Source organism: Krasilnikovia sp. MM14-A1004 (assembly GCF_047159485.1).
Classification (GTDB): domain Bacteria; phylum Actinomycetota; class Actinomycetes; order Mycobacteriales; family Micromonosporaceae; genus Actinoplanes.
Map to the genome: position 1 here is coordinate 5,474,660 of NZ_AP038773.1, position 23,508 is coordinate 5,498,167.

Below are 23,508 nucleotides of genomic sequence, written 5' to 3' on the forward strand. Positions count from 1 at the left end.
AGCGAATGACCAGCCGAGCACCCTGCCGGTGACCCCGGCACCCGCTACGGCCCCGGCCACCGACCCGCCCGAGGAGGCGAGCTTCTTCGTCGCCGTCGGTGGCGAGCCGACGTTCCGCCGGCTGGTCGACAGGTTCTACGCCGGTGTCGCTGACGACCCCCTGCTGCGCCCGATGTACCCGGAGGAGGACCTCGGCCCCGCCGCCGACCGGCTGGCGCTGTTCCTCATGCAGTACTGGGGCGGCCCGAACACGTACTCGGCCCAGCGGGGGCACCCACGGCTGCGGATGCGGCATGCGCCGTTCCGGGTGGGGCCCGCGGAACGGGACGCGTGGCTGCGGCACATGCGGGTGGCGGTCGACTCGTTGGGGCTGCCGGAGCCGCACTACTCGGCGTTGTGGGACTACCTGGAACGAGCGGCGTATTTCATGGTGAACACCATGGATCCGGAAGAAATAACACAGTAGGCGCATCCCGGCACGACCTTGGCTCGTTGAGCATGTGTCCGACCGTGTCGCGCCGCAATCCGGCGCGTCGCGGACCCGAGCCCGGGAGCCGCCCATGCGCCGCCGCCTGTCAGCCGCAATACTGTCGTTGCTGGCCCTGCCGCAGCTTGTCCTGTTCGGTGCCGGAACCCCCGCGGTGGCCGATCTGGCCCAGCCGGCGATCGTGTCCACCAACCCTGTCGACTTCACCCCGCACGTGCTGGACGGGACCGTGTGGACCGTCACCGTCGTCGGCGACACGGTCGTGGTCGGCGGCGCCTTCACCCGCGTGCAGGACAGCGCCCGCAAGCTGACCTATGCCCGGAAGAACATCTTCGCGTACGGGCTGCGTGACGGCGCGATCCGGCCGTTCGCCCCGCAGGTCGACGGCGCGGTGTACGCGCTCGCCCCGGGCCCGACCAACACCGTCTACGTCGGCGGCGTGTTCAAGACGGTGAACCGGGTCGCCCAGCGGGGCCTGACCCGGCTGTCGGTCGCCACGGGCGTACGGATCCTCTCGTTCGCCGCAAAAATCAACTGGGGCGACGTGCGGGCCATGGCCATCTCCGCCAACCGCCTCTACGTCGGCGGCACGTTCTCCGCGATCAACGGCAGGACCCGGATCGGCCTGGCCCGGCTCGGCATCATCAACGGGGCGGTGGACCCGGGCTTCGACCCGAAGCTGTCCGCGCCCGGGCTGCCCCGTAGCCGGGTCGAGCATTTCGACATCTCGCCGGACGGCAGCAAGCTGGTCGCCGTGGGCGCGCTGCTGCGGGCGAACGGCCTGGACCGTGCGCAGATCGCCATGTACGACGTGTCCGGTCCGGCCGCCGTGGTGACGGGCTGGTACACCGATGTGTACAAGCAGCAGTGCATGGCCGGCTTCGACACCTATCTGCGCCAGGTGAAGTTCTCCCCCGACGGCCAGTACTTCGTCGTCGTGGCCACGGGGCGGGCGGCCTCGCCCACCAGCATGTGCGACTCGGCGGCCCGGTTCGAGGCGACCGGCGACGGCGCGCACAGTCCGACCTGGGTGCAGCGCACCGGCGGCGACTCGCTGTACGCGGTGGCGGTCACCGGTCCCGCCGTGTACGTCGGTGGACATCAGCGCTATCTGGACAATCCGTACGGGACGGACACCAGCGGGCCGGGCCCGGGTGCGGTGTCCCGACCCGGAATCGGTGCCCTGGACCCGGCCACGGGCAAGGCGCTGGCGTGGAATCCGACCCGGTCGCGCGGAGTCGGCGTACGGGTGTTCCTGGCCATACCGGGCGGGCTGATCGTCGGCTCGGACACCACCTCGCTCGGCCGGGAGTACCACGGCCGGATCGGGATGTTCCCGGCGGCGTGACCGTCACGCCCGGCGCAGTACCGGGCGCGAGAAAGGGGCCCCGATCGGGGCCCCTTGTCACGTCTGGAGCGCCTACAGCAGCGCACCCTCGTCGTGGAGCCAGTCGACGAAGGAGGTCGCCACAGCGGCACCGCAGTCGAGCATCTCGACCAGCAGGGCGTCGTGCGCGCCGGAGTTGAGCGGCACCTGCAGCTCGGCGTATATCGGCAGCTGACCCCGCTCGGTGGGGTCACCGACGTACGCCTTGCAGAAGCGCCGGGTGTGATTCCATTCGTTGACCACGCGATAGGCGCGGTCCGCCCAATCGGGCGGGACGGTTGCGTGCGGCCGGGCACGCATCACGAGGATCTCGTCGTCAGGCCCTTCGAGCGTGAACAGCACGGCGTGCCGTTCCCACATCGCCAGCAGGCTTCCGCCGCCGTCGGCGAGGAACCTGATGTCGAGCAGGTCGAGGGACTTGCCGATTCGTTCCAGCGTGACCGGAGCGACGAGATCGGGTTGCTCGATCGTGGACAGATCGGCCGGAGCGGACTTAACGGGCTCCCGCTGGGCGGGGACCTCGACGCGGACGCTGCTCTGCAACGCCACTTCACCGCCGGTCCGCGGCCGGCTGCCTCCGGTCGATCCGGGACGCCATGACCACCACGGCATCGTTGTGCACCTCACTCCCCAGAGGCCCTCGCCGGACGTAGCGGTGGACCCGGAGGCAGACGGTACCCGTACAGGTCCCGGAGGTCATCCCCCCAACGAGAGGGCGAAACCGGATGGCCGACTCTCCATCACCCGAACGGGTGAGTCCCTATGGGCTTAACGGCCAGCTCTCGGACCGGTTGTAGCCACGCAACTCCATATGGTGCGGAAAGTCCCACCCAGCGTCCCGCCACGCACACTCGCGTGTCCGGACCCTCCACATCGGCCGGTCCGAGGAAGCCCATCCGGGACACCGCCTGCACGAGCCGCTGCGGCACCTCCACCCGGCCACCGTCCGGCGGGGTCACCACCAGCGCCACGTGGTCCAGCAGGGCGTCGCGTACCGCTCGCTGGCCGGCCGAACGGTCACCCAGTGCACCTGACGTGACCGCGCGCAGCGTACCGGCGGCGGCCGCCGCCAGCCCGGCCAGTTCGGCCGTCGACACCGCCTCGACCGGGCGGACCCCGGCCGGGGGAAGCGGCCAGCGCCACGCGGAGTCCCGGCGCGGCGGCAGTGCGGCGTCACCGCGCGACAGCGCGTCCAGCAGCTCGGATGCGGACACCGTGGCGTCGGCCGGGCCCGTCCCGGCCACCTCGCGGGTGACCAGCACGCCCCAGGGCAGGACACCCCACAGGGCGGTCCGGTCCCCGGAGGCACGCAGCCGCACCGGCGCGGCGGCATCGAGCCGCGTCAGCCGGGCAAGGTACGCACCGGCATCGGCCACACCGGCCAGTCCGTGGTCCATCACGGCGCCACGTACGGAGCTAGGAACTCGCGCTCCTGCGGAGTGAGGCGGCGCGGATGCCCGTTCGCCAGGTTGTACGGCACGCAGACGGACTTCGCCCGGCTGGCCAGGACGTCGTTGTCGAACAGCTCGTACGAGACGGTGAACGCGGCCACGCGCAGGTCGGAGACCCACATCTCGACGCGTACCGGCTCGCCGTAGTCGACCGGCCGCAGATAGTCGATCTCGTGCCGGGCGATGACGATGCCCTCCTCGAACGAGGTGAACCCCTCGGCCCGCGCGGCGGTGAAGAACATGGCGACGCGCGCCTCCTCGTACAGCGTGAGGAAGCGCGCGTTGTTGACGTGGCCGTACGCGTCCAGGTCGGACCAGCGCACGGCCGCGTCGTAGACGAAGCGGTGCGGATCAGTCACGCGTCAGCTTGCGGTACGTGACCCGGTGCGGGCGGGCCGCCTCGACACCCAACCGGTCGATCTTGTTCTTCTCGTACGCCTCGAAGTTGCCCTCGAACCAGAACCACTTGTCCGGGTCCTCCTCTGTGCCCTCCCACGCCAGCATGTGGGTGGCCACCCGGTCGAGGAACATCCGGTCGTGGGAGATGACAACAGCGCAGCCGGGGAACTCCAGCAGCGCGTTCTCCAGACTGGACAGCGTCTCCACATCGAGGTCGTTGGTCGGCTCGTCGAGCAGGATCACGTTGCCGCCGATCTTCAGCGTCAGCGCGAGGTTCAGCCGGTTGCGCTCACCACCGGAGAGCACCTTGATCGGCTTCTGCTGGTCCGGACCCTTGAAGCCGAACGCGGCCACGTACGCCCGCGACGGCATCTCGACCTTGCCCACCATGAGGTGGTCGAGGCCGTCCGAGACGACCTCCCACACGGTCTGGTCGCCGCCGAGCCCGGCGCGGTTCTGGTCCACGTACGAAAGCTGGACGGTCTCGCCGACGCGGACCGTGCCGGAATCCGGCTGCTCCAGGCCGACGATGGTCTTGAACAGCGTGGTCTTGCCGACGCCGTTGGGGCCGATGATGCCGACGATGCCGTTACGCGGCAGCGAGAACGACAGGTTGTCGATCAGAACCCGCTCGTCGAAGCCCTTGACCAGGTCCTTGACCTCGATCACCGTGTTGCCCAGACGCGGGCCCGGCGGGATCTGGATCTCCTCGAAGTCCAGCTTGCGCGTCTTCTCCGCCTCGGTGGCCATCTCCTCGTAGCGGTCCAGGCGGGCCTTGCTCTTGGTCTGGCGCGCCTTGGCGTTGCTGCGCACCCACTCCAGCTCCTCGGAGAGGCGCCGCTTGAGCTTGGCGTCCTTGCGCCCCTCGACCGCCAGGCGGGCCGCCTTCTTGTCCAGGTAGGTCGAGTAGTTGCCCTCGTACGGGTACGCCCGGCCGCGGTCCAGCTCCAGGATCCAGTTGGCCACGTTGTCCAGGAAGTACCGGTCGTGGGTGATCGCGATGACCGTGCCCGCGTACTTGGCGAGGTGCTGCTCCAGCCACTGCACGCTCTCGGCGTCCAGGTGGTTGGTGGGCTCGTCGAGCAGCAGCAGGTCGGGGGCCTCCAGCAGCAGCTTGCACAGGGCGACCCGGCGGCGCTCACCACCGGAGAGCTGGCTGACGTCGGCGTCCGGCGGCGGGCAGCGCAGCGCGTCCATCGCGAGTTCGAGCTGGGAGTCGACGTCCCAGGCGTCGGCGTGGTCCAGCTCCTCCTGGAGCTTGCCCATCTCCTCCATCAGCTCGTCCGAGTAGTCGGTGGCCATCTGCTCGGCGATCTTGTTGAACCGCTCCAGCTTGGCCTTGGTCTCCGCCACCGCCTCCTCGATGTTGCCGAGGACGGTCTTGGCGTCGTTGAGCTTGGGCTCCTGGGCGAGCATGCCGACGGTGAAGCCGGGCATCAGCCGGGCCTCGCCGTTGCTCGGGGTGTCCAAGCCCGCCATGATCTTCAGCAGGCTGGACTTACCGGCCCCGTTCGGGCCGACCACACCGATCTTGGCGCCGGGCAGGAAGTTCAGCGTTACGTTGTCGAGCACGACCTTGTCGCCGTGCGCCTTGCGCGCCTTTTCCAGGACGTAGATGAACTGGGCCACGGTGCGCCCTACCTCCGTGATCGTGATTGCGGAGCCGGATGCAGCTACGCGGACCGGCCGAGGTCGGGGCACAATCTTTCCACCCCGCCGAACCGGCCCCCACGTCAACCCCGGCCGGACCGCCCGGATTCCCGTGGCGATCACTCCTAAACGGCGTCCTGGATCTCCACGCGCCCGTCCTTGTGAATGATCCGCAACTGCTCCCGGCTCAGCTGGAACACCGTGCCGTCGGCGGCCGTGACGTCGTATTCGTCGCCGTCCTGGCGCACCCCGGTCAGGAACAGGGCGGTCTGCCCCTCGATCCACGGCGCCGACTCGCCGCCCCGGTTGGCGTGGTAGAACAGCGCCCCGCGGTCGTCCTTGCAGATCCAGATCGCGGAGGTTTTCGTACGCACCAGCAGGGCAATCCGGAGCGTGCCGGACGCGTTGAATTTCGTACCCATGTTCTGCGTTTCCGGGCGGCAGGCCGGCTGGGTCTGAATTACGTCCGGAATCGGAGCGTTCAGCCCATGTTTGTCCGTTGTGCCCTTCCCGCGCCACGAGGCCAGCGCAAGCCCCGCCGACACCCCGATGATGATCAAGAAGACGGTGGCGATCGCCACAGGGATGAACAACGGGCGGCGCGCTGGGGAAAGATCGTCGGACAGCTCCACCGGACAAGGATGGCACCCGATCGCCATCCCACGGCAAGCCCCACCCCGCTACGCACAGTAGGCTCGGCATAGGGGAAGAAACGACCCGGAGGTGCACTCAGCGTGGCCGAACGCAGTTCCTTCGTCGTAGTCGCCAACCGTCTGCCCGTCGACGAGGTCACCACCACCGACGGCGAACGGCAGTGGCGTCCCAGCCCCGGCGGTCTCGTGACCGCCCTGCATCCGGTGCTCGTCCAGCGCCAGGGCACCTGGATCGGATGGGCCGGTGGCGACGGCGAGGCACCGGAGCCGTTCGAGCTGGAGGGCATCAAGATCCATCCGGTGCCGCTGAGCGCCGACGAGCTGGAGCGCTACTACGAGGGCCAGTCGAACGCGACGATCTGGCCGCTCTACCACGACGCCGTCGAGACACCCGTCTACAAGCGGCGCTGGCGCGAGGCGTACCGGCTGGTCAACCAGCGGTTCGCGAAGGCCGCCGCCGAGGTGGCCGCCGAGGGCGCCACCGTGTGGGTGCAGGACTACCAGCTCCAGCTCGTGCCCGCGATGCTCCGCGACATGCGGCCGGACCTGCGGATCGGCTTCTTCCTGCACATCCCGTTCCCGCCGATCGAGCTGTTCATGCAGATGCCGTTCCGGGCCGAGGTGCTGCGCGGGCTGCTCGGCGCCGACCTGGTCGGCTTCCAGCAGCGGCTGGCCGCGCAGAACTTCGTCCGGCTCGCCCGGCACCTGCTCGGGCTGCGCTACGAGGGCCAGTCCATTCAGGTGGACGGGCGCAAGGTCAAGGCCGGGGCGTTCCCGATCAGCATCGACACCCGCGACATGGAACGCATGGCGGCCGACCCCGCCGTCCAGGCCCGCGCCAAGCAGATCCGCGCTGAACTGGGCGACCCCGAAACGATCATCCTCGGCGTCGACCGCCTCGACTACACCAAGGGCATCGAGCTGCGCCTCAAGGCGTTCCGCGAGCTGCTGGCCGACGGCAAACTCACCGTCGGCGACGCGGTCATGGTCCAGGTCGCCACGCCCAGCCGCGAGCGGGTCGAGCACTACCAGACCCTCCGGGTACGGGTGGAGCGCGAGGTCGGCCGCATCAACGGCGAGTTCGGCAAGGTCGGTGTGCCCGCCGTGCACTACCTGCACCAGTCGTACAGCCGCCAGGAACTCGCGGCCATGTACGTCGCCGCCGACATCATGATGGTCACGCCGCTGCGCGACGGCATGAACCTCGTCGCCAAGGAGTACGTGGCCTGCCGCGCCGACGCGGGCGGGGCGCTGGTACTCAGCGAGTTCGCCGGGGCGGCCACGGAGCTGCGGCAGGCGTTCCTGTGCAACCCGCACGACCCCGACGGGGTCAAGGAGGCGCTGCTGCGTGCCGTGGGCGCCGAGCCGACCGAGCTGAAGCGCCGGATGCGGGTCATGCAGCGGCACCTGCGTACCCACGACGTGGCGTCGTGGGCCCGCTCCTTCCTCACCGAACTCGGCGCCACCGACGAGTCGGCGACCCAGCAGTAGCCGCCCGCTCTCGCCGCACTCGCTCAGGCGAGGGCATTGGCCTCAGGCCAGGGCGTTGACCTCAGGCCAGGGCGTTGACCACGTCGCCGAACACCACCACGGCCGGTGGCCGGATGCCCGCTCCGGAGACCGCGTCGGCGACTTCACGCAGCGTGCTGCGCAGCACGCGCTGGCCGTCCGTGGAGCCCTCCTGGATCACCGCGGCGGGGGTATCCCCCGCGCGGCCCTCGGCCAGCAGCCGCGCCGCGATCCGGGGCAGGTTCTTCAGGCCCATGAGGACGACGAGGGTGCCGCGCAGCCGGGCCAGCGCCGCCCAGTCGACCAGTGAGCTGGGGTCGTCCGGCGGCACGTGCCCCGAGACCACGGTGAACTCGTGGGCGACACCGCGGTGCGTGACCGGAATACCGCCCAGCGCCGGGGCGGCGATCGAACTGGTCACACCGGGCACCACGGTCACCGGCACGCCGGCCTTGGCGCACGCCAGGACCTCCTCGCCGCCACGGCCGAAGACGAACGAGTCGCCGCCCTTGAGCCGCACCACTGACTTGCCCGCCCGGGCGCGCTCCACGAGGATCCGGTTGATCTCCTCCTGCGCCGCCGCCGGGCCGTACGGGATCTTGGCGGCGTCGACGAACTCGACCTCGGCACGCAGCTCGCCCAGCAGCATGCCGGGCACCAGCCGGTCGGCGACCACCACGTCCGCCGCGGCCAGCAGGCGGCGGCCCTTGACCGTGATCAGCTCCGGGTCGCCCGGACCGGCGCCGACCAGCGCGACGTGCCCGCCGGCCGTCGCCGACCCCGTGCCGTCGCCGGCACCCGCCGGACCGGCGGCTGCCAGGGGGCCGTTCTCCAGCGCGGCCGTGACGATGTCGCGTACGGCCAGGGCGCGGCGGCGGTCGCCGTCGTCCGTGACCGCCACCGTCACGGCGCCGTGCCGGGTCACCGCGGGGGTCCAGGCGGTGGCGGCGGTCCGGTCGTCGGCCCGTACGCAGAACACCCGGGCCTCCTCCGCCGCCGCACTGACCTGCGCGGCCGCCTCGGGCTCGTCGATCGCCACCTGGATCAGCCAGGCACCGTCCACATCGGCCGGGACGAACCGGCGCGCATGCCAGACCACCCGCCCGGCGTCGGCGTGCGCGCGCAGCGCCGGGGTCAGCTCGGGGGCGACGACCTCCACGCGAGCGCCCGCCGCCAGCAGGGCCGGCACGCGGCGAGTGGCGACCGCGCCGCCGCCGACGACCAGCACCCGGCGATCGGTCAGGCGCAGCGCGAGCGGGTAGAGGTTCACTTCTCCGAGACCCCCGCCGAGTCGAAGGTGGCCACGTCGTGCAGGACCCGCACCGCGGCGGCCACGACCGGCAGCGCCAGCACCGCGCCGGTGCCCTCGCCGAGGCGCAGCCCCAGATCCAGCAGCGGCGGAAGGCCCAGGTGGGCGAGGGCGACCGTGGCGCCCGGTTCGACGGAGCGGTGCCCCGCGACCATGGCGGCCACGGCGTCCGGCGCGAACGCCGCCGCGGCCAGCGCCGCCGACGCGGCGATCACACCGTCGACGATCACCGGCACCCGGCGGGCCGCGGCGCCCAGCATGAAACCGGCCAGCGCGGCGTGTTCCAGCCCGCCGACCGCGGCCAGCACCCCCAGCGGGTCGGCCGGGTCGGGGCGGTGCCGGGTCAGCGCGGCGGCGACCACGGCGACCTTCCGCGCGTACGTGGGATCGTCGACGCCGGTGCCGCGACCGGTCACCGCGGCCGCGTCGGCGCCCGTGAACGCCGCAATCAGCGTGGCGGCCGGGGTGGTGTTGGCGATGCCCATGTCCCCGCCGATCAGGCAGGCGGCGCCGCCGTCGACCAGCGCGTTCGCGACCCGGATGCCGACCTCGACGGCGGCGCGGGCCTCGTCGCGGGTCAGCGCCGGCTCCACCGCGAGGTCGCGGGTGCCGCGGCGCACGTTGGCGTCGAGCAGATTCGGGGCGCCCAGCGGCACAGGAGCCTGCACGCCGACGTCGACCACGAGCACGTCCGCGCCGGCCTGCCGGGCGAACGCGTTGACCACGGCGCCGCCCGCGACGAAGTTGGCCACCATCTGCGCCGTGACCTCCTGCGGCCACGGGGTGACGCCCTGGGCGTGCACGCCGTGGTCGCCCGCGAACACCGCGACGCTCGCCGGCTCCGGCAGCGGGGGCGGGCAGCTACCGGCCAGCCCGGCCAGCCGTACCGAGAGATCCTCCAAGGCGCCCAGCGAACCCGCCGGCTTCGTCAGGCGGCCCTGCAGGTCGCGGGCCGCGGCCATGGCCGCGGTGTCCGCGGGCGCGATGGCCGCCAGCGTCGTCTCCAAGGTCACTGTCGCTCCTTCAGTACGTCGTTCAGGGTCGCGATGAACGCGTCCGTGGTCGCAGTGTCGCGCACGGCCACCCGCAGCCAATCGGCGCCCAGCCCCGGAAAGGTGTCGCCACGCCGCACGGCGTAGCCGCGTCTGCGCAGCTCACGGCGCACCTCGGCGGCGCCGGGCAGGTGTACGGCGACGAACGCGCTCGCCGGCCGGCCCGCAACAGTGACCTGCGGCACGCCCGCCAGCGCCGCGACCAGGTGATCACGCTCGGCGGCCAGCTCGGCGGCGATGCGGCGTTCCGCGGCGACCGCCACGTCGGAGGCGCACGCCGTGGCGGCGGCCAGCGCCGGGGTGGACACCGCCCACAGCGGTTGCGCCGCCGCCAGGCCGGGCAGCAGGTCGGCCGGGCCGAGCAGGTAACCGATGCGCAGCCCCGCCAGCCCCCACGTCTTGGTGAGGCTGCGCAGCACCACGAGCCCGGGCAGGTCCGTCCGCCCGGCCAGGGACTCCGGCTCCCCCGCCACCCCCGCCCGGTACGTCGTGTCCGCGAACGCCTCGTCCACGACCAGGACGCGACCCGGCCGGGCCAGCGCCGCCACGTCGGCCGCCGGGTGCAGCACCGACGTCGGGTTGGTCGGGTTGCCCACGAAGACCAGGTCGGCGTCGGCGGGCACCCGCGCCGGGTCGAGGCGGAAGCCGTCCGCCGGGGACAGCAGCATCCGTTCCACCTGGTGTCCGGCGTTGCGCAGCGCCGCCTCCGGCTCGGTGAACTGCGGGTGCACCACCACCGGCCGCCGTGCCCCGCGCAGCGCCTGTGCCAGCAGCACGAACGCCTGCGCCGCACCCGCGGTCAGCAGCACCTCGGCCGGGTCCCGGCCGTGCCGGGCGGCGACCGCCGCGGTGGCCCCGGTGGCGTCCGGGTACGCGGCCAGCCGCGTCAGCGACGCGGTGATCGGCTCGGCCAGCCAGGCGGGCATCGGCTGCCGCCGCACGTTGACGGCGAGATCGATCAGACCCGGTGCCACCTCGGCGTCGCCGTGGTGCCCCAGCCCCTCCCCGATCGGCTCCGGCACCGCCACCGCGTCGCCGTGGTGTCCGGGTCGCTCCTCGATCGGCTTCGTCACCGCCTCAGCATGCCGGATGTCGATCAGCCGCTCACTTCGGCCGTTCCGTACAAACATGAGAGGTTTTGCCATACCTTCAGAAACGTGCTGCGTACCAACCTCTCCACCGCCATGCGGGTCACCCCACTGGTACGTGCCGGGCTCATCGCGGGTCTCGTCGTCGCGGGCCTCGTCTTCCCGATCGCCGCGATCGCGGGCCTGGGGGCCCGGAAGGGCTCCGACGCCCTGGAGAACATGTCCGCTCAGCTCACCGTCGTGCCACCGGCCCAGACCACGTACGTCTACGCCAACGACGGCAAGACCCTGCTCACGATGTTCTACGAGGAGCACCGCAAGCCGACCAAGCTCGCGGACATGTCGCCCTACATGGCGCAGGCCATCGTGGCGGCCGAGGACACCCGCTTCTACCAGCACCACGGCGTCGACCCCAAGGGCGTGGTCCGCGCGTTCGTCGCCAACCAGCAGGCGGGCGGGGTCTCCCAGGGCGCGTCGACGCTCACCATGCAGTACGTCCGGATGGCGCTGCGCGACGGCGCGAAGACCCCGCGCGAGGCGCTGGCCGCCACCGAGCAGACCACCGCCCGCAAACTGCGCGAGATGCGGCTCGCCATCGAGCTGGAGAAGCAGGTCTCCAAGCAGGAAATCCTGGAGCGCTACCTCAACTCGGCGTACTTCGGCCACCGCGCGTACGGGATCTTCTCCGCGTCGCAGATCTTCTTCTCCACCACCCCGAAGAACCTGACCCTGACCCAGGCCGCCACGCTGGCCGGGCTCGTGAAGGCACCCAGCGCGTACGACCCGGCGAGCCGGGACCGGACGGCGGCCACCGAGCGGCGCAACTACGTGATCGACCAGATGCTGAAGATGGGCACGATCACTGCCGCGCAGGCCACGGCCGCAAAGAAGTCCCCCATCGACCTGAAGCTGACCACGCCGCCCAACGACTGCGTGAGCATGGGCAGGGGACACAACAACTGGGGCTTCTTCTGCGACTACCTGCGTACGTGGTGGCAGGAGCAGCCCGCGTTCGGCGCGAACCCGATGGAACGCGAGGAGAACCTGCGCCGCGGCGGCTACCGGATCGTCACCACCCTCGATCCCCGGATCCAGGCGTCGGCACTCAAGCACGTCCTGAACAAGGAGCAGCGCCGCAGCACGTACGCCCATGGCGAGGTGGTGATCCAGCCGGGCACCGGTCGCATCGTCGCCATGGCGGTGAACCGGAAGTACTCGCTGGATCAGCGGCACAACGGCGAACACAGCGATCCGGCCAAGCGGCGCGCCGGGCTCAAGGGCAACTACCCCAACACGGTCAACCCGCTGCTGGGCGGCGGCGACATGGCCGGATACCAGGCCGGCTCCACGTTCAAGATCTTCACCCTGCTGACCGCGCTGAGCCGCGGCCTGCCGCTGTCCACCACGATCAATGCGCCACAGAAGTATGTGTCGAAGTACATCACCACCCCGGGCCGCGCCACCTGCGGGAAACACTGGTGCCCGCAGAACGCCAGCAAGTCGATGAGCGGTCCGCAGACCATGTGGAGTGGCTTCGGCAAGTCCGTCAACACGTACTGGGTCCAGATGGAGGAGCGGGTGGGCGCCCGCAACGCGGTCCGGATGGCCGAACGGCTCGGCCTGAAGTGGCGTACCGACGTGGACCGGACCCTGGCCAGCCCGGCGCATGCGAACGACTGGGGCGCGTTCACCCTCGGCGTCAGCGACGTCACCCCGATCGAGATGGCCAACGTGTTCGCCACGGTCGCGGCCGAGGGCAAATACTGCGAGCCGATCCCCGTACGCCTGATCGACGACCGCGACGGGGCCACCGTCATGTACGAGGGCCGCAAGGTCGCCATGCCGCGCTGTCACCAGGCCGTGTCCATCGCGGTGGCCCGCGCCGCCACCGACGCCGCCCGCTGCGTGACCGGCTACGGCGCCGCCCGCGGCAGCTGTGGCGGATGGCAGACCTCACCCATGGTGTACGGCACCATGCGCCGGCCCGTCGCCGGCAAGAGCGGGACGACCGACAGCAACCGGACGGCGTGGTTCTGCGGTTTCACGCCGCAACTGGCGGCGGCGGCGTTCGTCGCCGATCCGGACAATCCCAAACACTATGTGGGCGCGGGCCGCGGCACGATCTCGAAGTTCACCGTGGCCGAGACGCTGCGCGACGCCCTGGAGGGGCAGCCGAAGCTGACGTTCGCCCCGCCGCCGGACCGTCTGGTGCACGGTGGCCGGACGTTCCACCGGCAATGGCGAACGTTCCACCGGCAGTCGAACAGGTAGTCGCAGCGCCAGCGCCCCTCCGGTCCGGCCTTTCTCGCGCGTCGCCCGGCCACGGCATGTATGCCGTCAGGCCGCGTCGCGTGTCGCGCGGGTGCCGTGATGGTGGGTGCCTGGGTGCCATTGCGGGTCCCGACCGGTCAGCTCGACCACCTTCGCCAGCAGCGTCGGCTCGTCCTCCAGGTCCGCCGTCGTGGGTGGAACCACTGGTGACCCGTCCGGCCGCCGCGGGGAGAGGAACCCGACGAGCGCCTCCAGGCTGCGCGGGTCCGCGGCGAAATCCTGCCCGGTCGCGCGGGCCAGGTCCCAGCCGTGGGTGGTGAGTTCGTTCATCGCGGCCGTCGCCAGCGCTGGCGCGGGCGTGGTCACACCGCCCCACGGTGCGGTGCCCGCCCAGGCGGCCGGATCCTTCCAGGCGGTCGCCAACTCCTCCAGCAGCACGGCCAAGCGGCTGCGCCATTGCGTCGGCAGATGCGCGGCCGACGGCTCCGGGACCGTGTCCGTGGCGCCCGGCTGCTTGCGGGCTGCTCGAAGGTATGCGCTGGTCAGGGTCACGAGATGATCCAGCAGGTCCCCCACCGACCAGCCGTCGCAGGGGGTGGGCGCCGTGAGATCGTCATCGGCCACCCCGAGCAGCAGCGCCCTCAGCTGACGAACCGGGGGATCGAAGTCGAGCGGCATGCGATCTGTCACGTTCGTCCTCCTCCGGTCACCGGTGCGCTGCTGGCGCTCCTCACGTTACGGAAACCCCCCGACATCCGCTGCGTCAGGCGGAACCGCCGGTCACATCCACCGTGTCGCCCTCGATATCCGGCGCCGCGGCCGGCGGGGCCACCATGGCGCGGCCGGCCGGCCCGGGGGAAACCACTGTCTGTGACACAGCCGCATGCGGCACGACCGCATTCCCCGCGGCATGGCCCGGAGCCACCTGGTGCGCTGACCCGGCCTGCCCCGGCCCTTCATGCCCCTGCCCCGCCGGCCCTGCCCCCGCCAGCCCTGCCCCGGCTTGCCCCGGCCCAGCCTGTCGTGGCCCGACCTGGCCCGGCCCGGCGTGTCCCGGCACGACTTGTCCCGACACAACCTGGCCCGACACGACCTGGCCCGACACGACCTGACCCGGCACGACCTGGCCCGGCACAACCTGCCCCGGCCCGACGTGTGCTGGCGCAGTGTGCGCTGGTGCAGAGTGCGCTGACGCAGAGCGTGCTGCCGTCCTGGGCGGTCCGGACCGCGCCGCCGCCACCATGCGACGGGCGATCTCGGGCGCTGCGGCCCAGTGCAGGCCGAGCTGCGACGCATGCACCTGCCGCCACACGAACCCCTCCGGGTTGCCGGCCGCCCAGGTCCAGGCCGCGGCCTGCCCCGCACGCGGCGTCACGATCGCCCGGTGCTGCTTGTATCCCGTGATCCGGGCGCCCGCCGGGGCCAGCACCGATGCCGTCGGCGCGGTCGCCTCCCGGTACCCGGCGACGGTCTGCTCGGCCGTCGCCGCCGATACGTCGAGCACCCCGCACATCGGGCGACCGTCCAGGTCGCGACCCAGCCAGGGCAGGCCCACTCCTTCCGCGACGACCGGCCAGCCCTCGTGCGCGAACCGGGCCACGAGGTCACACAGGCGGCGGTTGGCGGACAGCTCCTCCACGAACGCCTCGGGCAATGCGGCACCGATCACCAGCCCCCGCACCCCGGCAGGCAGGTCCTCGTCACGCAGCGGGTCGAAGACCACCACGTCCGCACCGGCGGCCGTGAGCAGCTCCGCGTTCTCCACATACGTGTACGGGGCGCCCGGGCCGCCCGCCAGCGCGATCACCGGCCGACCGTCCTTCGCCGGAGGTCGCTCCACTCCGGCAGGGGCGGACAACTCACTCGACGACCAGGCCGGGTTCGCATCCCCGGGCGACCACCCCGGGACCGTGTCCCCCGGTGACCAGGCAGGGAGGGTGTCGCCCGCTGACCGGGCGGCGGTCCGGTCGCCCGGTGTCCACCCAGCTGGCGGCTCGCCCGGTGTCCACGCAGCCAGCGGCTCGCCGGGTGACCGCGCGGCCAGCGGCTCGCCGGGTGACCACGCGGCACCTGGATCGCCCGGTGACCACGCGGCAGCTGGATCCCCGGGTGACCACGCGGCAGCCGGATCGCGGGGTGACCACGCGGCCGCCGGGTCGGCGGATGGCCATGGGGCCGCCGGATCGCCCGGTGACCACGCGGGGACCGAGGTGGCCACGGCTTCGCCCGGTGACCAGATCGGGCCCGGCAGCGCGGGCGCCGAACCGGCGAGCGCGAGCAGACGATCCAGATCCAGGGCCGCGCTGACGGTTTCCCCGAGGCGGCGCACGGCCCGGGCGGCGTCGACCGACCGGTGCACCACCGGCACCGGGCCATGCGCCCTGGCGGGCAGCACCGCCGGCAGGTCGCCACGGCGCAGCGCGCCCAGAACCGGCATGCCGATGTCATCCAGGGCGGTCCGCAGGATCTGCTCGTGGCGCGGCGAGGCGACCCGGTTCAGGATCACACCGCCGAGGTGCACCATCTCGTCGAACATCCGGAAGCCGTGCACCAGCGCGGCGATCGAGTTCCCCATCGCGGCCACGTCCACGACGAGCACCACGGGGGCTCGCAGCGCGGCGGCGACGGCCGCCGTACCGTCGATCTCGGGTTGGCCCGTGAGGCTGTCGAACAGGCCCATCGCGCCCTCGATGACGGCGAGGTGCGCACCGGCCGCGCCGTGCGCGAACAGCGGCGCCATCAGATGCGCGCCGACCAGGCGCGGGTCCAGGTTGCGACCGGTCCGCCCGGCAGCCAGACCGAGGTACGCGGCATCGGTGTGATCCGGGCCCACCTTGAATCCCGCCGCGGGCAGCCCGCGCGCCGCGACGGCCGCCAGCAGCCCGACGGCGATCGCGGTCTTCCCGTGCCCGGATGAGGGCGCACTCACGACAAGGCGCGGCTGGGCGGTCATCAATGGCTCTCCCGACGATTACAGTTTCGGCGGCGACGTGCTAGTGACCGCCGGCGTTCGCACCCTACCCGCCGCCCGCTCCCTCCGCCGCCTGCCGAGGGCGCCGCGCCGCCCGGGTGGGGCCGTGGGGCGCCCGGTAGCCTCGGGGTGTGTACCGGTTCCTGCTGACGCCCCGCTGGCTGTCCGCCGCGGCGCTGACCGTGGTGGCCGCGGTGGTGATGGTCTTCCTCGGTAACTGGCAGTTGCACCGGTACCACGAGCGCAGCGCGATCAACGCCCGCATCGACGCCGCCGACGCCGCCGCTCCCGTGCCGCTGACCTCGATACTGGCCACGCCCACCACGTCCGGCGCCGCCGGTCCCGCTCCGGGCGGGGAACTCGCCTGGACGAAGGTCACGGTCACCGGCCGTTATGATCCGGCCCACGAAATCCAGGCGCGCGGACGCACGGTCGACGGTGAGGTCGGCTTCGAGATCCTCACCCCGCTGCTGCTCACGGACGGCACGGCGGTGCTGGTCGACCGCGGCTGGATCCCGCCCGCGCCCGGCGGTGCCATCGCCGCACCGACCGTCCCACCCGCTCCCACCGGCGAGGTCACGGTCGTCGGCCAGGTGCACCGGTCGGAGAGCCGTGCCACCCCGGTGGAACACCGCGACGGACGGCTGGACACCCGGCGCATCGCGGTGCCCCGGCTGGCGGGCGAGCTGCCCTATCCGGTGTACGGGGCGTACGTCCTGCTGACGGAACAGACCCCGCCGGTGGACAAGGCCTTCTCGCGGATCCCCATCGACCACGAGGATTCGTGGCAGAACGGCGGCTACGCGGTCCAATGGTGGCTGTTCGCCGTGATGGCGCTGTTCGCGTACGGCTGGCAGGCGCGCAAGGAGGCGCGCGGCGAGACGGACGGCACCCCGCCCGCCAAGGACCGGGTCGCGGAGGCCGACCAGCGCCGGAGCGCGGATCGCGGGGACCGGGTCGAGGAGGCCGATCAACGCCAAGCCTCGGGACACGGGGACCGCGTCGAGGACTACGACCGGCGCCGAGCTGCGACCTAGGTTTCCGGCTAAGGTGCGAGCGTGACCTCCACCCCGGACTTTCCACCCGGTCAGGACCCCTGGAGCGTGCGACCCGCGCCGCCGGTGCCGGCCTCCCCCGCCGCTCCCGGGCCGGTCGTCGTGCAGATCGGTGACCTCGCCGTCACCTCGACCGTCGTGCACACCCCCGCCGGGGACATCCCGCTGGCGGGCTCGACCTGGCAGGTCAACGACTACTGGCACCACGAGCAGAAGATTCCGACCTGGGCGGTCGTCGCGGCCATCGTCGGATTCTGCGTACTGACCGTGTTCAGCCTGCTGTTCCTGCTGGTCAAGCAGACAGTGCCGCGCGGCACCGTACAGGTGACCGTCACCAACGGGCCCCGCCAGTACGTCTGCCGCATCCCGGTCACCCAGCAGGACCAGGTGTCCTTCATCCACCAGCAGGTCAACTACGTACGGTCGCTGGCCGCGCTGTAACCACCGATCCGGCGCACCATGTCGATCGTGTCCGCCTCCTCCGCCCGCTTGTCGTCGCGGTAGCGCAGCACCCGCGCGAACCGCAACGCCACCCCGCCCGGATAGCGCGGCGACGCCTGCACCCCGTCGAACGCGATCTCCACCACCTGCTCCGGCCGGACCGTGACGACCCAGCCGGAATCCTCCACGGCCAGCTCGGTGAACCGCGCGGTCTGCCAGCGCAACAACTCGTCGGTGAGACCCTTGAACGTCTTGCCGAGCATCACGAACCCGCCCGTGTGTGGGTCCCGCGCGCCCAGGTGCAGGTTGGACAGCCAGCCCTGACGCCGCCCGTGGCCCCGCTCCACCGCGAGAACGACCAGGTCGAGGGTGTGCCGCGGCTTCACCTTCACCCACGCGGAACCGCGGCGGCCCACGTCGTACGGCGCGTCGGGGGCCTTGACCACGATCCCCTCCTGACCGGCGGCGAGGGCCGCCGCGAACGCCTCGATCCCCTGCTCATCGGTCTCCACGGTGCGCCGCCCCACGATCAGCTCGGCGGGCACCGCGTCGGCCAGGGCCGCCCACCGCTGCCGGCCGGGCTCGTCGAGCAGGTCCACGCCGTCGAGGTGCAGCACGTCGAAGAAGTACGGCGCGAGCGCGGGCTCCGCCGCGGGCCCTGCAGCGCGGCGTGCGCCCCGGGTCGCGGCCCGGCTCGACGTCTCCTGGAACGGGCGCGGACGGCCCTGCGCGTCGAGGGCCATCGCCTCCCCGTCCAGGATGACCTCCCGCAGGGGCAGCGCGCGAACCGCCGCCACGACTCCGGGCAGCCGGGGGGTGATGTCGTCGAGGCTGCGGGTGAAGACGGCGACCTCGTCGCCCGAGCGGTGGACCTGGATCCGAATGCCGTCCAGCTTCACGTCCACTGTCGCCGGGGCGCCGGTCGCCAGCAGTGCGGCGGAGACGTCAGGTGCGCTGCCGGCCAGCATCGGGCTCAACGGGGTGCCGACCCGCAGGTGGATCGCGGCGAGCGCGGGCGCACCGCCGGTGAGCGCGGCGACCGCGACCTGCTTGAGGTCGCCGCAGAGCAGCAAGGCCCGGCGTACCGCCGTGAGCGGCACCTCGGCGGCCCGGGCTATCGCGTCGGCCAGCAGCCCCGCCTGGGCGCCCTGGCGCAGCTCGCCGCCGAACAACCCGACGAGCAGCCGTTGCTCGTCGACCGTAGCGGCGGCGAACAGGGCGCCGAGCAGCTCGCGGCGCCGGGCCTGCGAGCCTGCACCCGAGACCACGGCCAGCTCGGCGATGGCGGCGTCGACCTGAGCCACCGTGAGGCTGGGCTCGGCAGCGGGCGACGGACGGTCACGCAGGCTCGCATAACCCACGCCGGTCTGGCGCTGACGCAACTCACCCGCCAGATAGGCCGAACCGGCGGCGAGCTCACCGGGGTCGAGGCGGCGCAGGGCCGCGGCCAGCAGGTCGACCTTGGCCCTGCGGCCCGAGGTAGCAGCGACGGCAGCCGAGGTGGCTGCCAGATCCGAGAACCGCACGGAAATCATCCTGGCAGCCACCCCTGACATTCCGGGCCAGGTCACGACTGGCTCCCCCGTGCAGCCGTCGGCACCCGGTGCGGATATGCCCGGTCTCCGCAGTAGCGGCGGTGGGTGCCGATGCCACGCATCTGCCCGGCACCAGCGGCCGCCCTCCAGCTCAGGCGGCGACCGGCTCTGCGACCCGGAACCCCCGGGCGCGGACGGCATCGGCGAGACGACTCAACTGCGCGTCGACCTCGCACAGCGCGGCGGACAGGTCCTGAAGGTGGTTCGTGAGGGCGGTGTCGTCCCACGCCGAGACGTCGACGTCTCCCAGTGCGCTGACCGCGGCACGCAGCCGCGCGATCGCGTCATTCGAACTCATGTTCGAATCCTAACAGGACGGAATCCCGCAGCACACCGGCCTCACCCATTCGGGACTGCACCGGTGAAGACAAATCTCGTCGGCCGACCACCGCGCGGGCCGGATGGGCCGCGCCGCACCGAGCACAGTCATGCCGGTCACCACGATCTTGATCCTGCGACGCGGCCCGCCTACCATCTCCAGCATGATTGAACGCGTTCAAATATGCGGGCCGCGCCAGCGATGTGCTGCATGAACACCGTGATTCCTGCTGCTCACAGCCTGCGCCGGTGGACGATGGCGACGGTGGTCGCAGCCGCTGCCCTCCGTGCAGTGACCTGCCTCGGCACCTGGCTGCTGGCGGGACCGCTGCTGGGCCTGGCGTCGCTGCCATTCGCCGTCGGCACGGCCCTGGTGGGCCTGGCGTTCGAGTACGCCGGCGCCGCCGTCGCCACCGGTGCAGGCCTGGTCATCGCCGTCCAGGTCACCGATGGCCGCTATCGGTCAATCGGCCGCGCCCGCGTGGTCGGCGGCTTCGTCGTGGTTGATACCGCCTTCTACCTGGCCTCGACGGTTGTCGGCGTCGCCGTCCTCAATCCGGACTTCCTCTCCGTGTATCTCAGCGCGCCATTCCTCACCATCGTGATGACGAACCTCGCCCTGATCGCCGGAGCGGTGGTGATACTCCGCCGCCCAAAAGCGGCATATGTCGAATATGCGGTTCTGGGTGGGCCCCACGTCCCGAGGTCCTCTACCTGATCATGATCGGCGTCCCGGCCCCGGCCGGCTGCGTCCAGACGTCCGTCGGCTCGCGTTGGCCGGGCACAGCGGGGCGTATGGATCGTGCGGGCCGGCTCAGGCGGCGACCGGCTCCGCGACGCGGAAGCCGCAGGCCCGGACGACGTTGGCGAGTCGGGTCAACTGGGCGTCGACATGGCGCAGGGCGGCGGACAGTTCCTGCAGGTGGTTCGTGAGGGTGGCCCTCAGCCGATCCGGTACCGCAACCGTCGGGGCGCAAGAGCCCCGTACCGCGTGCGGACCGCCACCTCCGCGACGTGCTCGCCATCCGCGTCGGGCAGCACCCATCGCGGGACGTCGGGGGGCACGTCGGTGGCTGCTCCGTCCGCCCACACCCGGAAGCCGTCGGCGTACGGATGGGCAGTCAACAGCTCGACCGCCGCCCGGCCGTCCACCAGGGCGATCCCGATGCCGACCTCGGAGAGGTCCGGATAGAGCCGTGCGGGGTCCTGCTCCAGGCGAGGGACGGGGATGATCTGGCCGCGCTGGAACACCGGTGTGTAACCGGGTCCGGCCCAGCCCGCACCCGTCGTGGACGCCGAGGCGAAGTAGCTGAACCAGAAGTCGATCTCGTCAGAAGGGTGCTCCACGCCGGTCAGCACGACCGCCGTAGGTGTGCCGGCGCGCGCTTGCCGCAGCACCTGCAGCTCGCGCATCCCCAGCGGCACGCCGTCGGCGCCGCGCCAATACCAACCGTTCTGGCCATCCAGCACGACCCACCGCTGCCAGTCGTCGATCCACGCCTCCGACACGACATGGCCACGGGCGATCCCGACGTGGTGTTGCTCCTGGCGCAGGGCCAGCCGGCGGGACGGGATACCGAGGGCGTTGAGTGCCTGGGAAAGCACGAGCGCGTACTCGACGCAGGCGAAACGCTGGCCCGCCGCGACCCGCTCGAGGCAGGTGACCGCGTCGTCGATCTCCATGTGGGCGTTCGCGTGCCGCCAGCGCAGGCTGACCCAGCGCAGCAACCGTTCCGCCGTACCCCACGCGGTGTCTGCCGGCCCGGGGATCAGCTCACGCAGCGCAGCCTCCCGCTGCTCGGGCAGGCGAAGCAGCTCCACCGGCACGCTCGGCGTGAGCACCGGCCACTCCTGGAAGACCAGCGCGGGTGCGACGGCATTGGTCGCGATGCGAGCGGACAGCTCCGCCCAACCCGGATCGGCACCGAACGCGGCCGCCAGCTCGCCGTCGAACAACTCCGGTTGGCAGAAGCCCGCCGTCACCACCTCGTCGAGCAGTTCGAGAGCGGCCGGATCACCGACGCGGCGCGCCGCCACCGCCGACCACGGCCCCCACAGGTCGGGCCAGTAGTCGTCGTCCCGACGCAACTGCCCACGCAACGCGGCGAATCCCGCCCAGTCCTTGGCCGAGATCAGATCCCCGGCGGTGACCCGCAGCGCGGTGATCTCCGGACTCGCCTGAACGTCTGTTCCGTGGAAACGTCGGTGCACTCGCCCTCCCCAAGGTCGCGTGCGGCCACGCTAGCGCGCGGGAACCGTCCGAACCAGACGGTCCGTGGACGTCGGTGAGTTCGTGCCGTCTCCGACAGCGGGTGAATGCCAGGGCGACAGGTTGCCCTGGCATTCATCCGGTCTGCATTCCGGCGCCCCTAAACGTCGTCAGCGGGCCGGGGGTGGGGCAGCGCAGCCGCAAAGATCGATTTCGCGGTATCGGGTGTGGCTGCGGCGGCCACGAAGCCGTCCGGGCGCACGAGATACAGCCATCCCGGACGCAACGGCGTCTGCGGCGCTTCCGGAAACACGTGTACCGGCAGATTCAGGTCGGGCAGCGTGGCCGCGTCGACCCCGCCGTACGCATGCACCTGCCACTCCAATGTGCGCAGCACCTCGAAGTTGCCGCCCGCCCAGGGCAGACGACGCCCCACCACGGGGTCGCGGTGGCCCCCGGAGCGGCGCTCGGCGTCCGGATCCATCCAGTAGTGGATGCGCAGCTGACCCACGTACCCGAAGAGGCGGGATCCGGCGGACGCCTGCGGCAGGGTGCGCACCCCGACCGGCGCCAGCAGCGGCACCACGGCCCGGCGCAACGCACGCGCCGCGAACCGCTGGGAGGTGATGGCGCCGAACAGCCGGTCCGTGGTGCGGACCAGCACCTGGGCCACCGGGCGCCGCTCGGCCTCGTACCGGTCCAGCCAGCCGTCACCGGCCCGGCCGTGCACGACGTCGGCCAGCTTGAACGCCAGGTTGTGCGCGTCCTGCAGGCCGGTGTTCATGCCCTGGCCGCCGACCGGCGAATGCACGTGGCCGGCGTCGCCGGCCAGGAAGAACGGCCCGTCACGGAAGGCCGCGGCGACCCGGTGGTGCACCCGGTACGTGGCGAACCAGCGCGAATCGCCGTACGTGACGGCGAAGCCGGTTTTGATCCGGTCCCGGGCGTCCTGCTCGGTGACCTCGCCGTCGCCGTCGCTGTCGCGGGCCAGCCCGATCAGCCGCCAGTTGCCGCGCCCGGCCATCGGGAAGCCGAGGAGGAACTCGTCGCCGCCGGGCCGCACGTTGACGGCGGCCTCGACCAGCCCGCCGACCGCGGTCGCGTCGATGACGTAGAACCGGTGCGGGTTGGTGATCCCCTCGAACTCGATGCCCCGTTCGCGGCGCACTATCGAGTTCGCGCCGTCCGCGCCGACGCAGAACCGGGCGCGGATCGTGGTGTCCCCGGTGCTCGCCTCGACGCCACCGTCGCGCTCGGCCAGTGCGGTGAGCCGCTCGCCCCACCGCACGTCGCCGCCGAGTTCGCGCAGGTGGGCGTACAGGATCTGCTCGTTTCGGCTCTGCTCCAGGATCTCCAGATACGGGTGCGGCGTCAGGCCCTCACCCAGCGCCCCGAGCGGGATGCGGCCGAACACCCGGTCGCCGAAGCCGGGCGCGAGCGCCACGGCCCGCTGAGCAGCCGACAGTACGGTCTCCCCGAGGCCGAGTTGGTCGTACACCTCGAGGCTGCGCGCCTGCACGACCAGCGCGCGGGATTCGCGGGTGGGTCCGGGCTTGCCGTCCACAACGACGACCCGGACGCCGAGCTTGACCAACCAGTTCGCCAGCATCAGCCCGGTGGGGCCGGCGCCGACCACGAGCACGTCGCAGCTCAGCTCGGCCAT

At 71.9% G+C, this 23,508-nt stretch carries 21 protein-coding genes; 7 read left to right on the forward strand and 14 right to left on the reverse strand.

Annotated features, from left to right (window positions below; translation table 11 throughout):
* Window positions 1-28 precede the first annotated feature (28 nt).
* Together ACMCNN_RS23425 and ACMCNN_RS23430 are read left to right on the forward strand one after the other, a co-directional pair.
* Window positions 29-466, forward strand: a complete 438-nt coding sequence (locus ACMCNN_RS23425) for a globin (protein ID WP_412747251.1) — start codon at window positions 29-31, stop codon at window positions 464-466.
* A gap of 94 nt (window positions 467-560) precedes the next feature.
* Window positions 561-1,835 (forward strand): delta-60 repeat domain-containing protein, encoded by a 1,275-nt coding sequence (locus ACMCNN_RS23430; protein WP_412742660.1) that lies wholly within the window; start codon window positions 561-563, stop codon window positions 1,833-1,835.
* A 72-nt stretch (window positions 1,836-1,907) separates the two neighbouring features.
* On the opposite strand, the gene ACMCNN_RS23435 is transcribed toward ACMCNN_RS23430, so the two are convergent.
* The 5 genes from ACMCNN_RS23435 to ACMCNN_RS23455 form a co-directional block, all read right to left on the reverse strand.
* Window positions 1,908-2,486 (reverse strand): YbjN domain-containing protein, encoded by a 579-nt coding sequence (locus tag ACMCNN_RS23435; RefSeq protein ID WP_412742661.1) that lies wholly within the window; start codon window positions 2,484-2,486, stop codon window positions 1,908-1,910.
* Window positions 2,487-2,614: 128 nt separating this feature from the next.
* A complete protein-coding gene (locus ACMCNN_RS23440) occupies window positions 2,615-3,271 on the reverse strand; it encodes a hypothetical protein (protein WP_412747252.1) in 657 nt (218 codons plus the stop codon).
* Complete coding sequence (locus ACMCNN_RS23445) at window positions 3,271-3,684, reverse strand: acyl-CoA thioesterase (protein WP_412742662.1); 414 nt, start codon at window positions 3,682-3,684, stop codon at window positions 3,271-3,273. Before ACMCNN_RS23445 ends, ACMCNN_RS23440 begins: the two co-directional genes overlap by 1 nt.
* Entirely contained in the window at window positions 3,677-5,353 is a 1,677-nt protein-coding gene (gene ettA / locus ACMCNN_RS23450) for an energy-dependent translational throttle protein EttA (protein WP_412742663.1), read from the reverse strand. The genes ACMCNN_RS23445 and ettA overlap by 8 nt, the downstream gene beginning before the upstream one ends.
* A gap of 146 nt (window positions 5,354-5,499) precedes the next feature.
* Window positions 5,500-6,006: a hypothetical protein gene (locus ACMCNN_RS23455; protein ID WP_412742664.1), complete on the reverse strand. Its 507-nt coding sequence runs from the start codon at window positions 6,004-6,006 to the stop codon at window positions 5,500-5,502.
* Window positions 6,007-6,108: 102 nt separating this feature from the next.
* Here ACMCNN_RS23455 and ACMCNN_RS23460 point away from each other — a divergent pair, with 102 nt between their 5' ends.
* Window positions 6,109-7,518: an alpha,alpha-trehalose-phosphate synthase (UDP-forming) gene (locus ACMCNN_RS23460; protein WP_412742665.1), complete on the forward strand. Its 1,410-nt coding sequence runs from the start codon at window positions 6,109-6,111 to the stop codon at window positions 7,516-7,518.
* 61 nt (window positions 7,519-7,579) lie between these two features.
* Here ACMCNN_RS23460 and cobA read toward each other — a convergent pair whose 3' ends face one another.
* The 3 genes from cobA to cobC are packed head-to-tail and all read right to left on the reverse strand — an operon-like array spanning window position 7,580 to window position 10,925.
* Entirely contained in the window at window positions 7,580-8,806 is a 1,227-nt protein-coding gene (cobA, locus tag ACMCNN_RS23465) for a uroporphyrinogen-III C-methyltransferase (RefSeq protein ID WP_412742666.1), read from the reverse strand.
* Window positions 8,803-9,858 carry a nicotinate-nucleotide--dimethylbenzimidazole phosphoribosyltransferase gene (gene cobT, locus ACMCNN_RS23470; RefSeq protein ID WP_412742667.1) on the reverse strand — a complete coding sequence of 352 codons (1,056 nt, stop codon included), beginning with the start codon at window positions 9,856-9,858 and terminating at the stop codon, window positions 8,803-8,805. Before cobT ends, cobA begins: the two co-directional genes overlap by 4 nt.
* Complete coding sequence (gene cobC, locus ACMCNN_RS23475) at window positions 9,855-10,925, reverse strand: Rv2231c family pyridoxal phosphate-dependent protein CobC (protein WP_412747253.1); 1,071 nt, start codon at window positions 10,923-10,925, stop codon at window positions 9,855-9,857. Before cobC ends, cobT begins: the two co-directional genes overlap by 4 nt.
* Window positions 10,926-11,081: 156 nt before the next feature.
* On the opposite strand from cobC, the gene ACMCNN_RS23480 reads away from it, so the two are divergent.
* A complete protein-coding gene (locus tag ACMCNN_RS23480) occupies window positions 11,082-13,256 on the forward strand; it encodes a transglycosylase domain-containing protein (RefSeq protein WP_412747254.1) in 2,175 nt (724 codons plus the stop codon).
* Window positions 13,257-13,322: 66 nt separating this feature from the next.
* On the opposite strand, the gene ACMCNN_RS23485 is transcribed toward ACMCNN_RS23480, so the two are convergent.
* Together ACMCNN_RS23485 and ACMCNN_RS23490 are read right to left on the reverse strand one after the other, a co-directional pair.
* The gene (locus ACMCNN_RS23485) at window positions 13,323-13,946 is read right to left on the reverse strand and encodes a TIGR03086 family metal-binding protein (protein WP_412742668.1); all 624 of its coding nucleotides are present in this window, start codon (window positions 13,944-13,946) and stop codon (window positions 13,323-13,325) included.
* A 73-nt stretch (window positions 13,947-14,019) separates the two neighbouring features.
* The gene (locus ACMCNN_RS23490) at window positions 14,020-16,209 is read right to left on the reverse strand and encodes a cobyrinic acid a,c-diamide synthase (RefSeq protein WP_412742669.1); all 2,190 of its coding nucleotides are present in this window, start codon (window positions 16,207-16,209) and stop codon (window positions 14,020-14,022) included.
* A 149-nt stretch (window positions 16,210-16,358) separates the two neighbouring features.
* Between ACMCNN_RS23490 and ACMCNN_RS23495 the strand changes: the two genes are divergently transcribed.
* Window positions 16,359-17,264, forward strand: coding sequence for an SURF1 family protein (locus tag ACMCNN_RS23495; protein WP_412742670.1), 906 nt, complete (start codon window positions 16,359-16,361; stop codon window positions 17,262-17,264).
* Window positions 17,265-17,285: 21 nt separating this feature from the next.
* Entirely contained in the window at window positions 17,286-17,723 is a 438-nt protein-coding gene (locus ACMCNN_RS23500) for a hypothetical protein (RefSeq protein WP_412742671.1), read from the forward strand.
* Here ACMCNN_RS23500 and ACMCNN_RS23505 read toward each other — a convergent pair.
* Complete coding sequence (locus ACMCNN_RS23505) at window positions 17,696-19,258, reverse strand: ATP-dependent DNA ligase (RefSeq protein WP_412742672.1); 1,563 nt, start codon at window positions 19,256-19,258, stop codon at window positions 17,696-17,698. The two genes, ACMCNN_RS23500 and ACMCNN_RS23505, sit on opposite strands and share 28 nt — an antisense overlap.
* Before the next feature lie 151 nt (window positions 19,259-19,409).
* Window positions 19,410-19,616 (reverse strand): hypothetical protein, encoded by a 207-nt coding sequence (locus tag ACMCNN_RS23510; protein WP_412742673.1) that lies wholly within the window; start codon window positions 19,614-19,616, stop codon window positions 19,410-19,412.
* Between the two features lie 231 nt (window positions 19,617-19,847).
* On the opposite strand from ACMCNN_RS23510, the gene ACMCNN_RS23515 reads away from it, so the two are divergent.
* Window positions 19,848-20,354 carry a hypothetical protein gene (locus tag ACMCNN_RS23515; protein ID WP_412742674.1) on the forward strand — a complete coding sequence of 169 codons (507 nt, stop codon included), beginning with the start codon at window positions 19,848-19,850 and terminating at the stop codon, window positions 20,352-20,354.
* A gap of 224 nt (window positions 20,355-20,578) precedes the next feature.
* Here ACMCNN_RS23515 and ACMCNN_RS23520 read toward each other — a convergent pair whose 3' ends face one another.
* Together ACMCNN_RS23520 and ACMCNN_RS23525 are read right to left on the reverse strand one after the other, a co-directional pair.
* On the reverse strand, window positions 20,579-21,847 hold the full coding sequence (locus ACMCNN_RS23520; protein ID WP_412742675.1) for a transglutaminase domain-containing protein: 1,269 nt from the start codon (window positions 21,845-21,847) through the stop codon (window positions 20,579-20,581).
* 158 nt (window positions 21,848-22,005) lie between these two features.
* Window positions 22,006-23,508 carry an FAD-dependent monooxygenase gene (locus tag ACMCNN_RS23525; protein WP_412742676.1) on the reverse strand — a complete coding sequence of 501 codons (1,503 nt, stop codon included), beginning with the start codon at window positions 23,506-23,508 and terminating at the stop codon, window positions 22,006-22,008.

Excerpts from the sequence above, each read along its gene's own strand:
- ACMCNN_RS23430 (WP_412742660.1), top strand. The coding sequence starts at position 561 with ATGCGCCGCCGCCTGTCAGCCGCAATACTGTCGTTGCTGGCCCTGCCG.
- ACMCNN_RS23435 (WP_412742661.1), bottom strand. The coding sequence starts at position 2,486 with ATGCCGTGGTGGTCATGGCGTCCCGGATCGACCGGAGGCAGCCGGCCG.
- ACMCNN_RS23440 (WP_412747252.1), bottom strand. The coding sequence starts at position 3,271 with ATGGACCACGGACTGGCCGGTGTGGCCGATGCCGGTGCGTACCTTGCC.
- ACMCNN_RS23480 (WP_412747254.1), top strand. The coding sequence starts at position 11,082 with ATGCGGGTCACCCCACTGGTACGTGCCGGGCTCATCGCGGGTCTCGTC.
- ACMCNN_RS23490 (WP_412742669.1), bottom strand. The coding sequence starts at position 16,209 with ATGACCGCCCAGCCGCGCCTTGTCGTGAGTGCGCCCTCATCCGGGCAC.
- ACMCNN_RS23505 (WP_412742672.1), bottom strand. The coding sequence starts at position 19,258 with ATGATTTCCGTGCGGTTCTCGGATCTGGCAGCCACCTCGGCTGCCGTC.
- ACMCNN_RS23510 (WP_412742673.1), bottom strand. The coding sequence starts at position 19,616 with ATGAGTTCGAATGACGCGATCGCGCGGCTGCGTGCCGCGGTCAGCGCA.
- ACMCNN_RS23515 (WP_412742674.1), top strand. The coding sequence starts at position 19,848 with ATGAACACCGTGATTCCTGCTGCTCACAGCCTGCGCCGGTGGACGATG.
- ACMCNN_RS23525 (WP_412742676.1), bottom strand. The coding sequence starts at position 23,508 with ATGGCCGAGCTGAGCTGCGACGTGCTCGTGGTCGGCGCCGGCCCCACC.